Below are 15,549 nucleotides of genomic sequence, written 5' to 3'. Positions count from 1 at the left end.
AAGTGCACGTCCGGCATGAGGTCAGGTGGCCCACTCGAGAACGAGCTTGCCCACGAGGTCGGGTGCTTCGAGCTGAGGGAAGTGCCCGACGCCTGGCAGCGTCACGTACGACGACCCCTCGGCCAGCTGCCGCGTCAACGTCGCAGCGTCGGGCGGCGGCAGGCAGCCGTCCTGGTCGCCGTGCAGGTAGAGCGTGGGAACGGGTGCGGTCCGCATCAACGCGGACTGCGCCTTGCGGTAGCGCGGCGAGTGCGTCGACGGGTCGAACAGCGTGCGGTAGTAGGCCAGTGCCGCGCTCAGCCTTCCCTTGGGCCGCAGGGACTCCTTCACGAACACCAGGTCCGGAGAGGCGTCGTACGACGGCGACCACTCGTGCCACAGGTGGTCGAGGAAGGCCATGTCGTCTGCCGCGACGACGCGTTCGGCGATCGGGGTCTGGAACAGGAACATGTAGAACGAGCGCTTCATCTGCTCGAAGTCGGAGTTGACGACCGCGGCCGGCGGAACGGCCAGCGTGACCAGCTTGCGCCAGCGGTGGGGTTCCAGTGCGACCGCTCCGTAGGCCGCTACCGCACCCCAGTCGTGTCCGATGAGGACGGAGTCCGGGCCGCCGCCCAGTGCCTCGTGCAGTGCGTTGATGTCGGCGAGCAGCGCGCCCGACTGGTAGCAGCCGTCCGCGGGAACGGAGGTGGGCGCGTAGCCGCGTTGGAACGGGGCGACGGCGCGGAACCCCTGCGCGGCCAGCTGCGGCATCAGGTGCCGCCAGGTGTGCGCGGTGTCGGGGAAACCGTGCATGCACAACGCCAGCGGGCCCGAACCCTCTTCCAGGCAGGCGAACTCGACGTCGTTGGCGACGACCGTGATCATGCGACTCCGTTCGGGATGCGAGGGAGGGGTACGTCGCGCATTGCGCGCAGCGGCGAGAAGTACACCCACAGGCCGGCCGACCAGATGCACGCCATGGCGAGCCAGAGGGTCGGGCGGATGCCGATCCAGCTGCCCAGGCTGCCGCCGATGAGAGCACCGAGCGGGCCGATGCCCCAGACGATCCATCTGATGCTGGCGTTCATCCGGCCGAGCAGCTCGGGCGGGCACACCGCCTGGCGGTAGGCCATCTGGCCACTGTTGTAGACGACCGCGGCGGCGGAGAACACCGACCAGCCGATCGCGAAGAGCGCCAGCCGCCACCCCGGTTCGGCCAGCGGTACGAGCAGGCCGGTCCAGCCGAAGCCGAGGAACGACGCCCAGATCACCCGCGCCGACCCGAACCTGGCCGCGATCCGCCCGGCGACGAGACCGCCGAGCACGCCGCCGACGGTGCCGGACGCCAGCAGCAGACCGACCAGGCCTGTCGGCACCTGCAGCACCTGGACCAAGAAGATCACGTTGATCGCGCCCGCCATGCTGATGCCGAGGTTCGACGTCGCCGTGCAGCAGACGATCCGGCGCAGCAACGGTTCCCGCAGCACGAACCCGAGGCCTTCCGCGATCTCCGCGGGCAGGTCGCGCTTCTCCGGGCGTGCGGGAGCGGGCTCGGAGAAGCGCACGAACGCCAGGCTCACCGCGCTGACGACGAACGACAGGGCGTCCACGGCGACCGCCTTGGTCGCGCCCAGCAGGGCGGCCAGGCCACCGCCGAGGCTGGTGCCGCCGACGTAGGCGAGGTACTGGGTGCTGCCGAGCTTGCCGTTGCCGTCCACCCGGTGCTCCGGTGGCAGCAGCACGGCGATGTAGCTCTGGTAGGCGACGTCGAAGAACACCGTCAGCACACCGGCGACGGCGGCCACGACGTACAGGTGCCACATCTCCAGGTGATCGGTCCACGCCAGCAGCGGGATCGTCGCCAGCGCGCCGAACCGAGCCACGTCGCACCAGAGCATGAGCTTCCGCTTGCGCAGGCCGTCGACGATCGCGCCCGCGGGCAGGGCGATCAGCACGAACGCGACGCCCGCCGCCGCCTTCAGCAGACCGGTCTCGAACGCGCCCGCTCCCAGCACCAGGACGGCGACGAGCGGCAGCGCCACCTCGGTGACGGCCGAGCCGGTCTCGCTGATGGTCTGGCCGCTCCACAACAGCATGAAGTTGCGGTTGCGCCACAAGGACTTGCTCATGCCGGCACCCTACTGCGCTCGGGCAGGGATCCGACGCGTCGCGACGGATTGTCCGCGATGGCTGCGAGCACGGCGAGGAACGACGTGACGACGTTCTCGGCGGTCTCGTGGCGGAACAGGTCGCGCCGGTAGTAGAGCGCCCCGTCGAACCCGGCGCCGACGCGGAACAGGTCCAGCTGCAGGTCGAACCGCGCCGTCTGGTTGAACGTGCCGTGGTAGGAGCTCGTCGTGCCGTCGAGGTCGAGACCGCTGATGATCTCCTCCTCGAACAGCTGGCAAGCCACCTGGACGAGCGGGACGGTGCCGAGCAGGCGGTCGGGGTTAAGCGCCTCGACCATGCGGTCGAACGGCATCTCCTGGTGCGCCAAGCCCGCGAGGAAGTGGTCGCGGGTATCGGCGAGCAGGTCGGCGAAGCCGGGGTCGTCGTCCACACGGGCGCGGATCGGCAGCGTGTTGATGAAGAACCCGGCGAGGTTCTCCACCTCCGCCTGCGTGCGGCACGCGACCGGGACGCCGACGACCACGTCGGACTGGCCGCTGCGCAACGCCATCTGCGCCTGGAACGCCGCCAGGACCACCATGAACAGCGTGCTCGAGTGGGTGGAGGCGATGCGGCGCAACCGTTCCGTGAGGCCGGCGTCGAGCGAGAAGTAGACGACCCCGCCGTCGGCGTCGACGGTCGTGGTGCGCGGGAAGTCCGTTGGCAGGTCGAGCAGCTGCGGTGCGCCGTCGAGGTGGCCGGTCCAGTACCCGAGCTGACTCCGCAACGTCTCGCCGCTGAGCAGTTCTCGTTGCCACGCCGCGTAGTCGCTGTACTGCACGGTCAGCTCGGGCAGACCAGCGTCGCGCCCGGCGAGCGCCGCGTTGTAGAACGCCGACAGGTCGTTCTTCAGCACGACCTGGGACCGGCCGTCGCTGAGGATGTGGTGCATCGACAGCGCGAGCACGTGGTCGTCCTCGCCCAGCGCGATCAGTTCCGCACGGAACAAGGCGTCGAGCGCCAGGTCGTACGGTCGGGAAGCGATGGCGCGCAACAGGTCCGCGAGCTCGGGCTCGGACGCGCGGGTGATCTCCAGGCGGCCGGACCACGTGTCGTCCACGATCTGCACGAGCTCACCGCCGACCACGTCGAACCGGGTGCGCAGCACCTCGTGCCTGCGGGCCAGCGCGTCGACCGCGGAGGCCAGCGCGGTGTGGTCCAGCGGGCCGCGGATCCGGATCGGCTCGTACATGTTGTACGCGGTGCTGTCCGGGTCGACCTGCTGGATGAGCCACAGCCGTTGTTGCGCGAAGGAGACCGGCGCGGGACGCGGTGCCGTGCCCGCCCGCAGCGGCAGCGTGGTCGACTCACCGGCTTCGGCGATCGCCGCGGCGAGCAGTTCGACGGTCGGGTTCTCGAACACGGTCAGCACGCCGACCTCGGTGCCGAGCACCGACTGCAGGCGGGACGCGAGCTGCACCGCGGTCAGCGAGTGCCCGCCGCAGACGAAGAAGTCGTCGTCGCCCTCCAGCGGCTCGCTGTCGCCGAGCACCTCTGCCATCACCGTCCCGACCAGCTGCTCCAAGCCGCCGGACGCGCCGCCGCTCTCGACCACGACCGGTGCGTGCGCTGCCGGGCGGGCCACGAGCTCGTCCGGAACACCGAACGAAGACAGCTTCGAGTCCGGAGTGGACACCACCTGACGCAACAGTTCCTGATAGTAATCAACGATCGCCGAAGCGCGCTCGCCGCTGTACTGGTCATCGCGGTAGCAGAGGAAGCCCAGCAGTGCCTCGCTGGTCTGGTGCAGGTCGAGCGACAGGTCGAAGCGCGCGGTGCGGTTGAACGTGTCGCGGTGCTCGCTGGTCGTGCCGGTGAAGCCGACACCGTCCGGTGCCGCCTCGGCGAACAGGTGGAACGTCGTCTGCACCAACGGGTTGCGGCCGGGCCGCCGCTCCGGGTTGACCTCCTCGACGATCCGCTCGAACGGCAGCTCCTGGTACTCGTACGCGGACAGGGCGCTGTCACGCGTGCGGGCGAGCAGCTCGCGGAACGTCGGGTCGCCGGTCAGGTCGGCGCGCACCGGCAGGGTGTTGATGAAGAACCCGACCAGGTTCTCCAGCTCGGTGCGGCCGCGGCCGTCGACCGGCACGCCCACCAGCAGGTCGGGTTCGCCGCTGACCTTGGCGAGCAGCAGTTCGAACACCGCGAGCGTCACCATGAACAGCGTCGCCTCGTGCTCCTGACCGACCGTGCGCAACCGGTCGACGAGCTCGGCGGGGATCTCGAACCCGACGATGCCGCCCTCGGTACCCGGCGTACCGGTGGGTTCTCGGTCGGCGGGCAGCGTCAGCATCTGGGGCGCACCCTCGACGTGCGACGTCCAGTAGGCCAGGTGCTCGTCGAGCACGGAGCCCTGCAACGTCTCGTGCTGCCACGCCGCGTAGTCGCCGTACTGCACGGGCAACGGCGGGAGCTGCGCTGCCTGCCCCGTGACGGCGGCGTCGTAGAACGCCGAGAGGTCGCGGACCATCACCGCGACCGAGTGGCCGTCGCTCATCGCGTGGTGCATCAGCAACGTGAGCAGGTGGTCGTCCGGGCCGACCTCGAGCAGGTCCGCACCGAACACGGGGCCCTCGGCGAGGTCGAACGGCACTGCGGTGATCTCGTCGAGGTGCAGCTGGATCCGGTCGTCGTCCGCCATCCACATCGTGCCCGGCAGATCGGACACGGTCAGCTCGCCGGTCCACGCGTCGTCGACGAGCTGGACGAGAGTGCCGTCCACCTCCCGCAGCCGGGTGCGCAGCGCTTCGTGCCGCTGGGTGAGGGCGTTCAGCGCCATGCGCAAGGCGATCTCGTCGAGCTCGCCGCGGATGCGGAACGGCGCGTACATGTTGTAGTGGCTGCCGTCCGGTTCGATGCGCTGCAGGATCCACATGCGCTTCTGGCCGAACGACGCGGGCGCGACGCCCTCGTGCCGGGTGATCGGTGCGTCCACTGCGGATGCCGGTTGTCCGACGAGCTCGGCGAGCGACGCCACCGTGGGACGTTCGAAGACCGACCGCACGGACAGCTCGGCGCCCAGCTCGGCCCGCAGGCGGGACACCAGCTGCACGGCGGTGAGCGAATGCCCGCCCGCGGCGAAGAAGTTGTCCAGCCTGCCGATCCGGGGCACACCGAGCAGCGGCGCCATCACGTCGGCTACGGCCTGCTCGGCCGGCGTGCGAGGCGGTTCGAACGGCACGTCGGCGGACGGCTGGTCGAGGAACGACTCCTCGCGCACGCCGAGGAGCTGCACGTGTCCGTCCGCGGTGATGCGGCCGCGTTCGCCGGTGCGGAAGCGACCGCGGCCGGGAAAGTACTCGGCGGTCTGGGCGGCGCGGCCGGGATAGCCGGACGCGACGTGCCCGGCGCCGACGCAGATCTCGCCGACGACTCCGGCCGGCACCGGCCGTCCGGCCGCGTCCAGCACGGTGATCGTCGCACCGGGCACCGGTACGGCGGCGAACGGGTCGCCGCCCGGCCAGGTCAGCGCGTGGCCGAGGCACTCCGCGGGGCCCCACAGGTGGACTGCGCCGGGAACATCGCGAACCGAAGAGGTGTGCACGACCGCGGCCGGAATGTCTTCGTCCTCGTGGGCCACCAGGAAGTCTGCACTGTCCGGAACGGACAGCAGCTCGACCTCGGCGCCGGAGAGCGCGTACAACAACGCGTTCCACGGCGTCGCCCGCCACACACCCGGCGTGAGCGCCACTGTCCGGTGCTCGCCGGTCACCGCCAGGCCGGCGAGTGCGCGGTGCGTCACCAGGGCGGGGCCGCCCTCGGCGGTGCCGACGAGCGCGGCCGGTGCGTCCAGCGAGGGTTCCTCTGGAAGGTCACCAGCCTCGGTCAGGCCGGCCGCGTCCACCGTGACGTCCGGGACGTCGTCGGCGATCAGCACGGGAACGCCCGCGCGCCACGCGCCGAGCACACCGGCCACCACCACCAACGGGTCGTCGCCGGTGATCTCGACCAGGCTGTCCGCCGTCAGGCCACGGCTGTGGAGTGCGGCGGCGGCGGTCTCCGCCCGTGCGACGAGTTCCGCGGCGGTACAACGTCGGGCACCGGACGTGAGCACCACCCGGTCCGGGTCCAGCGAGCCGATCCGGTGGAACAGCGAGCCGGAGTCCGGCGGTGCCGCGCGGGAAATCTCGGCTCCGGTGCCGAGGGGCAGCACCGGGACCGGGCACTCGGGAGCGGCCAGTGCCGCGCCGAGCACGTCCACGAACGAGGCGACGAACGCCTCGACGGTCGCACGGCTGAAGAGGTCCTCGCGGTAGTACAGCTGGCCGCGCAGCTTCGCGTCCACGTGGTAGAGGTCGAACGTCAGGTCGAACGCGACCGAGCGCCGGTAGCCGGAGAGTGGCGCGCTGGTGGTGCCGCGCAGTCGCAGATCGGTGCCGATCGCGCCTTCGAAGAGCTGGAAGGTGGCCTGCACCAACGGGTTCACGCCGAGGTGGCGGACCGGGTTGAGCGCTTCGACGATGCGCTCGAACGGCACCCGCTGCTCGGTGAAGGCGTCGAGGACGGACTCCTGCACCCGTTCGACGAGCTCCTCGAACGACGGCCCGTCGCGCAGGTCCGCGCGGATCGGCAAAGCGTTGACGAAGAACCCCACCACGTCCTGCGCCGCGGGATCGGTGCGGCCCGCGATCGGCATGCCGACGACCATGTCGTCCTGCCCGCTGACCCGGCTCAGCAACGCCTGGAACACCGCGAACGCCGTCATGTGCAGGGTCGCGTAGTTCTCGGCCGCGGCCTTGCGCAGGCTCTCGGTGAGCTCGTCGGGGATGTCGAAGTCCAGGCAGCGCCCGGCGAACGAGAAGCCCGCACGGTGTGGCGTGCGGGTCGGCAACGGCAGCAGCGCGGGCGCGCCGTCGAGTCGCTTCACCCAGCGCTGCACCAGGTCCGCGCACTCGTCGCCGGCGAGGTACCCGGCCTCGTCCACGATCAGGTCGGTGTACTCGGCACCCACCGGCGGCAGATCGGCCGAGACGCCGTCGAGCTGGGCTTCGTAGTACGCCGCGAGGTCGCGCAGGATGATGTTGAGCGACCAGCCGTCGCTGATGATGTGGTGCATCGTCAGCGCCAGCGCGTGCGACTCGGGCCCCACGCGCAGCAGCTCCGCGCGGAAGAGCGGCCCGGTGCTCAGGTCGAACGGCTCCGCGAAGATCCGTTCGACGTGCTCGTCCAGGTCTTCCACGTCGGTGACGGTGAGCCCGCCCTGCCAGCTCGGGTCGACCACCTGCACCGGCAGGCCGTCGCGCTCGGCGAACCGGGTGCGCAGGCTGCGGTGCCGCGACACCGCCTCGGCGAGCGCGCCGTCCAGCGCGGCCGCGTCCACCGGGCCCTCGACCAGGTAGACCTGCCCGAGGGTGTAGGCGCAGCTGCCGGGATCGAGGCGCGCGGCGAACCAGAGCCGCTGCTGTGCGTTGGAGGCGGGGTACACGTCATCCGGCATGGGTGGTGGCTCCCAGGGTGGCGGGCAGACTCTTGATCCCGAGCATGAAGTTCGAGCGCAACCGGGCGACCGGTCCGGCGAGCCGCAGCCGGAACGGCAGTGCGGCCAGCGCCTCCAGCAGCGCGGTGAGCTCCAGCCGGGCGGTCGCGGCACCGATGCAGTGGTGGATGCCGCTGCCGAACGCCAGGTGGTGGTTCGGGGTGCGGGCCAGGTCGAAGCGGTGGGCCCCGGGGAACTGGGCCTCGTCGCGGTTGGCCGAGGCGTTCCACAACGTCACGCTGGCTCCGACGGGCAGTTCGATCCCGTGCAGCACCACGGGTTTGGTCACCACGCGCTGCACGTAGGCGTTCGTGGAAGCCCAGCGCAGCACCTCCTCGACCCCGGTGCTCACGACGTCCGGACGGCTCACCAGCAGGTCCCACTGCGCGGGGTCCTCGATCAGTGCCAGCGCCCCGATGCTCGCGCTGTGCGGTGTGGTCTCGTTGCCGCCGACCGCGAGGTTCATCAGGTTGTACAGCAACGACTCCTCGTCGAGCGGCTTGCCGCCGTCCCGCGCGCCCATCAGGATGCTCACCGCATCCGTGCCGGGCCGCCCGCGGCGTTCGTCGACGAGGTCGCTGAAGTAGTCGAAGATGTCCATCTGCGTCTCGGCCAGGCGCATCGCGCGATCCCGCGTGAGGTCGGCGTAGCCGGGATCCTGGAAGCCGATCATCGCCCTGGTCAGGTCGAGCAGCCGCCGCGCGTCGGAGTAGCCGATCTCGAAGAACGCCATCAGCGCGCCCGCGGGCAGCTCCAGCGCCACGTCCACGGCGAAGTCTCCGCCGCCATCGGTGACGAACCGGCCGAGCGCGTCGGTGACGCGCGAGCGCACGATCGTCTTGACCCGCTGCGACATCTCCCGCGAGAAGACCTGCTTCATCCGCCGGCGCAACGCCGTGTGGTGCGGCGGGTCCGCGCTCACCAGCATCCGGTTCGACGCCGTGTCGACCTCGCTGCGGTAGGAGCCGCCGAGGATCGCGCCGTGCGCCGAGCTGAACGAGCCATCGTCGCGGTACGCGGCGAGCACGTCGGCGTAGCGGGTGACCGCCCAGAAACCGCCGTCCGCGGTGGGGTTCCAGTGCACGGGTGCCTCGCGGCGCAGCTGTGCCCACATCGCGTGCGGGTCGCCGTGCTCGAAGACGTCGTGGTCGGTGACGTCCACAGTGGACAGACTCGTGATCATCCCGCGAGCACCTGCCCGTCCATCAGCACCGCGAGGTCGGCCAGCACGGTGTTCTCCAGCAAGTCCTGCACCGGCAGCTTGACCGCGTAGTCGCGTTCGATCCGCCTGCGCACCCGGAACGCGAGCATCGAATGCCCGCCGAGCCGCAGGAAGTCGTCGGTGACGCTGATCCGTTCGATCCCGAGCAGCATCTCCCACAGCTCCGTCAGGTACCGCTCGCTGTCGGTGCGCGGCGCCACGTACTCCTCGCGGCTGCGGTCGCGTTCGCCCAGCAGCGCGAGCAACCGGTCGCGGTCGCGCTTGCCGTGGCTGTTGGCCGGGATGTTCTCCACGAACAGCAGCTCCGACGGCACCTGGTAGTCCGGCATCGTCGACTCGGCGTACTCGCGCAACGCCTGCGGCGCCAGCCCTTCGCCCTCGGCCACGACGAACGCCACGAGCCGGCAGTCCTGTCCGCTGCCGACGACGACCACGGCCACGTCGCGCACCTGCTCGTGCGCCAGCAGGGACTTCTCCACCTCCGGCGGCTCGACCCGGTAGCCGCGGACCTTGACCTGCTCGTCGGACCGGCCCAGGTATTCCAGCACACCGTCGCCGAGGTCCCGGGCCCGGTCGCCGGTGGCGTACATCGTGGAACCGGGCGGGCCGGACGGGTCGGGCAGGAACCGTTCCGCGGTGCGGGCGGGGTCGCGCAGGTAACCGCGCGCCACACCGATGCCGCCGATGTACAGGTTTCCCGGCGCGCCAACGGGAACGGGCCTCAGCTCGTCGTCCAGCAGCAGCACCCACGTGCCGTCGATGGCGCTGCCGATCGGCACGTTGGCCGCGTCCGGCGCGAGCCCCGAGACGTCGAAGCAGGTGACCGCGGTGGTCGCCTCGGTCGGCCCGTACAGGTTGCACATCACGCCGTCGAACCCGGCGCCGAGGATCGCCCGGCACGCTGCGGGACGGACCACGTCACCACCGGTGTGCAGGACCCGCAGCCCGCTGAACGCGTCGGCGTCCTCGCCGGTGATGTGGTTGACCGCCATCGTCGGTGCCAGCATCGCGGTGATCCGCCTGCGGCGCAGCTCCCGGCGCAGGTCCGTGCGCACCAGGTCGGCGAGTGACGGCATCACGGCCAGCTCCGCGCCGGCGGCGAGCGCGCCCCACAGTTCGAAGTGGACGGCGTCGAACGAGACGTTGGCGACTTGGGCGACCTTGTCGTCCGGTTCCAGCTTCGGCAGTGACGGGTTCACCGCGAACGCCGCGACACTGCCGTGTTCGAGCACCACGCCCTTCGGCACGCCGGTCGAGCCGGACGTGAACAGCACGCACGCGGCGTCCGACGGCACGGGTGCCGCGAGCTCACCGTCCCGCGGGCTCGCGCTGCGGATCTCGTCCCACACAACGGGGTTCGGGCTCTGCTCCCACCACGTGGACTCGGTGAGCGTGAGCCGGACACCGGCGGTCTCCAACATCAACCCGCGGCGCGCCTCGGGGTAGCGGTCGTCGACGACGACGTACACCCCGCCCGCCTTGAGCACCGCCAGCACCGCGACGAACAGGTCCACGCGCCTGCGCAGGTGGATGCCGACGCGGTCCTCGCGTCCGACACCCCGGGCCCGCAGCTCGAGCGCGACCCGCGTCGAGAGCTCGTCCAGCTCCCGGTAAGTCAGCTTGTCGCCGGACTCGTCGCTGACCGCGGTCCGGTCGGCGTGCGCGTCCGCGCTGAGCGTGAACAGGTCGATGAGCGTGTTCACCTGGCACCCGCCTTCAAGTCGGCGCCGATCAGCTGCTGCAACGCCTCCGGCGCCACGCGGAACGCGTGCTCGTCGCCGGGCAGCACGACGTGCCGCAGCTCGCCGTAGGAGCTCCACTGGCCCATCTGGTCCGGGGCGACGTCCGCGTCCGCGGTCCAGCCGATCGTCGTGATGGCCAGAGGAGTTCCGTCGGGACCCGCGGGCTGGTACCCGCACGACAACGTGACGTCCTTGCGCAACACGCGCACCGCGATGCCGAGCAGCTCAGCTTCGGGCACCGGCTCACCGCGGTCGGCGCAGCCCTGCTGCAACGCCGCGATGTACTCGTCGTCGCTCATCTCCGGCAGGTACGGGCCGAACCGGCCGCCCTCGTGCGGGGCCAGGCACGACGACGCGAAGATTCGCGCGGGTGCGGGGAGGCCGCGTTTCACCGCGGCGAGGGCGAGCGCGTAGCCGAGCCGGCCGCCCAGACAGTGACCGAAGAACGCGTGAGGCCGGTCCAGGAACGGTTCCAGCGCCTCGGCCGCGTCCGCCGCGAAGAGGTCCATGTCATCGTGGCCCGCCTCGCGCATCCGGTTCTCCCGGCCGGGCAGCTGCACGGGACACACCTCGATGTCCCCGATGAAGGCCGGCCAGCGGCGGAACACGGTGGCGCCCATGCCGGACACCGGCAGACAGAACAGCCGGGCCCTTGCGTTCTCGTCGGGTTCGCGCAGCAGCCACGGCGTGCTGGCGCGTGCGGTGCGGCTCATGCGACCTCCCGGCCGACACCCGCGGGACGCGGGTCCGTCCAGTTCGCGGCGATCCACTCGAGGCACTCGTCCTTCGGCGCGGTCGGCCCCGCGAGGCGCCAGCCGTCGGGCACGGGCAGGGCGGCCGGCCAGACGCTGTAGCACTCGGCGGCGTTCGCGACCACATGCCAATCGGTCTCGGCCATACCGTCTCCTTCTTTCCGTGTCGTGGGATGGGTCATTCGGCCGCTGCCGCGACGCGCTGGGCGAAGTCGTCGCATCTCGGGGCCAGGTAGAGGTCGCGGATCGACATCGGCGGCAGCCGCTCCGCCCGCAGCCCGGCCATCAGCCGGATCGCCAGCAGCGAGTTGCCGCCGAGGCCGAAGAAGTCGTCACCCGGCTTGACCCGCACGCCGAACACCCGCGTCCACACCGCGCGCACCACCTCTGGCAGGGTGCCGTCGTGTGTCACCTCCGCGTCCGGCGCGAGGCAGTCCCGCGGATCGGGCAGCCGGTCGGTGTCGACTTTTCCGTTGGCGGTCAACGGCAACGCGGCGAGCACGCTGATCGTCGCGGGCAGCATGTGGGCGGGCAGGAACGCCGCGGCCCGGTCCCGCACGGCTGCGGTGTCCACAGTGTCCACACCATCGCCTTGCGGCACCACGTACGCGTCGAGCCGCGCGCTCGCCGGGTCGTCCGGATCCGGTTGGCGCAGCACGACGACAGCGGTCGCGACTGACGGGTCGTCCAGCAGCCGCGCCCTGATCTCGCCCAGCTCGATGCGGAACCCGCGCAGCTTCACCTGGCTGTCGATCCGGCCGAGGTGCTCGAGCCTGCCGTCGGGCAGCAGCCTGCCGAGGTCCCCGCTGCGGTAGCGGCGTTCGCCGTTCTCGCTGACGAACCGTTGTGCGGTCAGCTCCGGCCGGCCGAGGTACCCCTCGGCGAGGCCGGCGCCGCCGACGTTGATCTCGCCCGCGACTCCGGGCGGCAGCAGGTTGCCTTCCTGGTCTCGGATCGTGACGCTCCAGCCGGGCAACGGCCGGCCCACCGAACGGGAGCGCGCGACCGCCTCACCGCGCGTCACGGTCTGGGCGGTGACGTGCACGGTCGTCTCGGTGATGCCGAACATGTTGACCACGCGGCTCGCCGGGTGCCGGTCGAGCCAGGGGAGCGCTCCGGTGGCGTCGAACGGTTCGCCGCCCAGCACGACCAGGCGCGGTGCGTGGTCGAGCGGCTTCTCCGCGCGCAGCTGGGCGAAGGCGCTGGGCGTCTGGCTGAGGACCGTGACGCGGTGCTCGTCGAGCAGGGTGCGGAAGTCCTCGGGAGAGCGGGAGACGTCGTGCGGGACCACGACGAGCCTGCCGCCGGTCATCAGACAGCCCCAGATCTCCCAGACGGAGAAGTCGAAGGCGGCCGAGTGGAAGAACGTCCACACGTCGTGTCCATTGAGGACGAAGTCGTCCCGCGTGGCCTCGATCAGGGCCGTGACGTTGCGGTGGGGGACCGCGACGCCCTTCGGTTCACCCGTCGAGCCGGAGGTGTAGATGACGTAGGCGATGCCGTCCGGATCGCTGTGCGGTGGGCCGGCCGGACCGGTGAGACCGGGGTCGTCGACCACGACGGTCAGGCCGGCGTCGGAGATCGTGTAGTCGAGGCGTTCCCGTGGGTACGCCGGGTCGAGCGGCACGTAGGCGGCGCCCGCGCGCAGGACGCCGAGCAGCACGACCACGAGCCGGGTCGTGCGTTCCAGGCGCACACCGACGCGGTCACCGGGCCGGATGCCGCGCTCGCGCAGCGCTCCGGCCACGCGGTCCGCCTCGTCGACGAGCCGGGCGTAGGTCAGCTCGCCGCCGGGCCCGGTGACCGCGATCCGGTCCGGCGTCTCGGCCGCGCGGGTGGCGACGAGGTCGTGGATGGTCGTCGGGGGACCGGGGAGGGTGATGTCCGCGCCGCCGAGCCGTTTCAGCTCGTCGGTGGGGTCGAAGAGGCTCATCCGGAGTAGCCGCTCGACCGCGTCCGCGGTGAAGTACCGCGGGTCGTAGCGGCAGTGCGCGTCGTCGCCGTCGAGCCTGATGTCCAGCGGCACGCCGAGGTGCGCGCGGCCCGTGCGCCCGATGGTGACGAGTGGAACGCCGGTCGGCTCGTGACCGCAACGCCGCAGCACGACGCCGAGCCCCTCGCTCAACCGGTCGGTCTGTCCGATGTGGACTGTCAGCTCGCGGACGCCGCGCGCGGCGGGATCGCCGAAGCCCCAGGCCGGTGGTTCCGGAAACGTGTACTCGCGCTCGACCGCGGCGGGCGGGTTGAGCTCACCGCTGCGCGCCATGCGTTCCAACGCCTCGGCGTCGGCCACGGTGTCGTGCGCGACCAGCACGAGGTCCACGGGCCCGTCGGCGTAGCACAGCTGCACCGCGCGGAACCCCGGTCCGGTGTGCGGGTCGACGGGCCGATGCAGCTCGCGGTCGCGCAGCCGGCCGGCGGCGGGGTCGTCGGACCGCAGGGCGACGGTCTCCGTCCACAGGCCGGCGGCTGTGCACGGCTCGTCCAACCGGACGGCCACGGCGTGGCAGAGCATGTTCGTCCTCCGGTGGGTCAGCGGGCGGTGAATCCGCCGTCGACGGTGGTCACGGATCCGGTGACGCGCACCGACTCGTCCGAGGCGAGCCACAGCGCGGCCGCGGCGACGTCCTCGGGTTCGACGAGCGCGTTCATCGGCTGTGCCGCGACGAAGGTCGTCTCGTGGTCGGCGACCGGGACGTCCAGCGCCCGCGCGATCTGCGAGAGCATCACGCCCTCGACGGACTCCGCGTCGCGGATCGAACCGGGGCACAACGCGTTGACGCGCACGCCCAGCGGTGCGAGGTCCAGCGCGGCGGCCTTGGTGAGCCCGACGAGCCCGTGCTTGGCCGCGACGTAGCCCGCGAAGTGCCGGTAGCCCACCAATCCCGCGGTCGACGAGATGTTGACGATGCTGCCGGACCGCTGCGCGGTCATCACGTCGCCGACCGCGTTGATCACCCGCCACGCGCCGGACAGGTTGACGTCCAGCATGAGCTGCCAGTCCTCCGGCGACGTGCGGTGGACGGGCTGCCCGGACGGTGCCGCGATGCCCGCGTTGTTGACCACCACGTCGATCCGGCCGAACCGGCCGATCGCGCTGTCCACCGCTGCCCGCACCGCCGCGTCGTCGCGCAGGTCCGCCTTGGTCGCCAGCACGGTCGAGCCGAGCTCGCGGCACACGTCCGCGGTGTGCTCCAGCTGGCTGGCCGTGCCCATCGGGTACGGCACGCCGGGCAGGTCACCCGCGATGTCGACGAGCACGAGATCCGCGCCCTGTTCGGCGAACAGGCGCGCGCACGCGCGGCCCACGCCGCGAGCGGCTCCGGTGATGATCGCGGTCTTGCCTGCCAGACGCGACGGCTGCGACAGCTGGGTCACGGGCTCACCGGCTCCGGCAGCAGGTCGTCGACCAGCCGCACGAGTGCGAGCGGGTCGTCGGCCACGTACATGTGGCCTCCCGGCACCTCGACGGCGCGGAACGCACCCGTCGTCGCGCCGGCCCACTGCGCTGCTTGCTGAGTGCTGACGAGCTCGTCCTCGGCGCCCCGGATCGAGAAGAGGGGCGCGTCGAGCCGGACATCGGGTGCCGCGAGGTAGGCCTCGTGCATCTCGACGTCGGCCCGCAGGACGGGCAGCAGCATCTCGCGCAGCTCGGGGTCCTCCAGCGCGGGGTGCGAGTGCCCCGCGAGGTCCTTGACCCGGTCGAGGAACTCGCCGTCGGACAGCCCGGAGGCGCGGCGCGCGCGCCGCGTCCACGGGCCGGGCGACCCGCTGACGAACACGCCGCGCACGGTGAAGGACGACTCGAGCCGCAGTGCCATCTCGAACGCCAGCACCGCGCCGAGACTGTGCCCGAACAGCGCGACCTCGCGCTCGTCGCCGAGCAGCTCGACGATCTCCGGGTGCAGGCCGTCGACCGCCTCGGAAACGGTGGTGTACGGCGGTTCCGCGAACCGCGTCGCCCGGCCGGGTAGTTCGATCGGGACGACGCGCACGCGGCGTGCGGAGAACTCCTGACACCTGCGGAACGCGGCCGCACCGGCGCCGGCGAAGGGGAAACACAGAACCGGAAGCATCAGCGCTTCTGCCAGCCGTTGTTGTCGGACATGGATCTCAACTCCCCAGTTGGATTCGGCAGGACGCCACCGATCCTGTCCGAACCGGAGCACGCCGCTCCACAAAACGGGACGTCAGCGTGCTGCC

At 71.4% G+C, this 15,549-nt stretch carries 10 protein-coding genes; all 10 read right to left on the bottom strand.

Going from position 1 to position 15,549, the window contains the following annotated elements:
* Positions 1-21 precede the first annotated feature (21 nt).
* The 10 genes from AOM45_RS20260 to AOM45_RS20215 are packed head-to-tail and all read right to left on the bottom strand — an operon-like array spanning position 22 to position 15,422.
* Complete coding sequence (locus tag AOM45_RS20260) at positions 22-867, bottom strand: alpha/beta fold hydrolase (RefSeq protein WP_030469204.1); 846 nt, start codon at positions 865-867, stop codon at positions 22-24.
* On the bottom strand, positions 864-2,111 hold the full coding sequence (locus AOM45_RS20255; protein WP_030469205.1) for an MFS transporter: 1,248 nt from the start codon (positions 2,109-2,111) through the stop codon (positions 864-866). Before AOM45_RS20255 ends, AOM45_RS20260 begins: the two co-directional genes overlap by 4 nt.
* Entirely contained in the window at positions 2,108-7,591 is a 5,484-nt protein-coding gene (locus AOM45_RS20250; RefSeq protein ID WP_081902285.1) for a condensation domain-containing protein, read from the bottom strand. Before AOM45_RS20250 ends, AOM45_RS20255 begins: the two co-directional genes overlap by 4 nt.
* Positions 7,581-8,813: a cytochrome P450 gene (locus AOM45_RS20245; RefSeq protein WP_030469207.1), complete on the bottom strand. Its 1,233-nt coding sequence runs from the start codon at positions 8,811-8,813 to the stop codon at positions 7,581-7,583. The genes AOM45_RS20250 and AOM45_RS20245 overlap by 11 nt, the downstream gene beginning before the upstream one ends.
* A complete protein-coding gene (locus tag AOM45_RS20240; RefSeq protein WP_035911101.1) occupies positions 8,810-10,555 on the bottom strand; it encodes a non-ribosomal peptide synthetase in 1,746 nt (581 codons plus the stop codon). Before AOM45_RS20240 ends, AOM45_RS20245 begins: the two co-directional genes overlap by 4 nt.
* On the bottom strand, positions 10,552-11,307 hold the full coding sequence (locus AOM45_RS20235) for a thioesterase II family protein (RefSeq protein ID WP_030469209.1): 756 nt from the start codon (positions 11,305-11,307) through the stop codon (positions 10,552-10,554). The genes AOM45_RS20240 and AOM45_RS20235 overlap by 4 nt, the downstream gene beginning before the upstream one ends.
* The gene (locus AOM45_RS20230; protein ID WP_030469210.1) at positions 11,304-11,492 is read right to left on the bottom strand and encodes an MbtH family NRPS accessory protein; all 189 of its coding nucleotides are present in this window, start codon (positions 11,490-11,492) and stop codon (positions 11,304-11,306) included. The genes AOM45_RS20235 and AOM45_RS20230 overlap by 4 nt, the downstream gene beginning before the upstream one ends.
* Before the next feature lie 32 nt (positions 11,493-11,524).
* Entirely contained in the window at positions 11,525-13,861 is a 2,337-nt protein-coding gene (locus tag AOM45_RS20225; protein WP_051783914.1) for a non-ribosomal peptide synthetase, read from the bottom strand.
* Positions 13,862-13,878: 17 nt separating this feature from the next.
* A complete protein-coding gene (locus AOM45_RS20220; protein ID WP_030469212.1) occupies positions 13,879-14,724 on the bottom strand; it encodes an SDR family oxidoreductase in 846 nt (281 codons plus the stop codon).
* Positions 14,721-15,422, bottom strand: coding sequence for a thioesterase II family protein (locus tag AOM45_RS20215; protein ID WP_030469213.1), 702 nt, complete (start codon positions 15,420-15,422; stop codon positions 14,721-14,723). Before AOM45_RS20215 ends, AOM45_RS20220 begins: the two co-directional genes overlap by 4 nt.
* Positions 15,423-15,549 lie beyond the last annotated feature (127 nt).

The organism is Lentzea aerocolonigenes, assembly GCF_000974445.1.
GTDB classification, from domain to species: domain Bacteria; phylum Actinomycetota; class Actinomycetes; order Mycobacteriales; family Pseudonocardiaceae; genus Lentzea; species Lentzea aerocolonigenes.
Note: the sequence above shows the minus strand (reverse complement) of the source record. Positions and strands in the feature narration are given on the sequence as shown.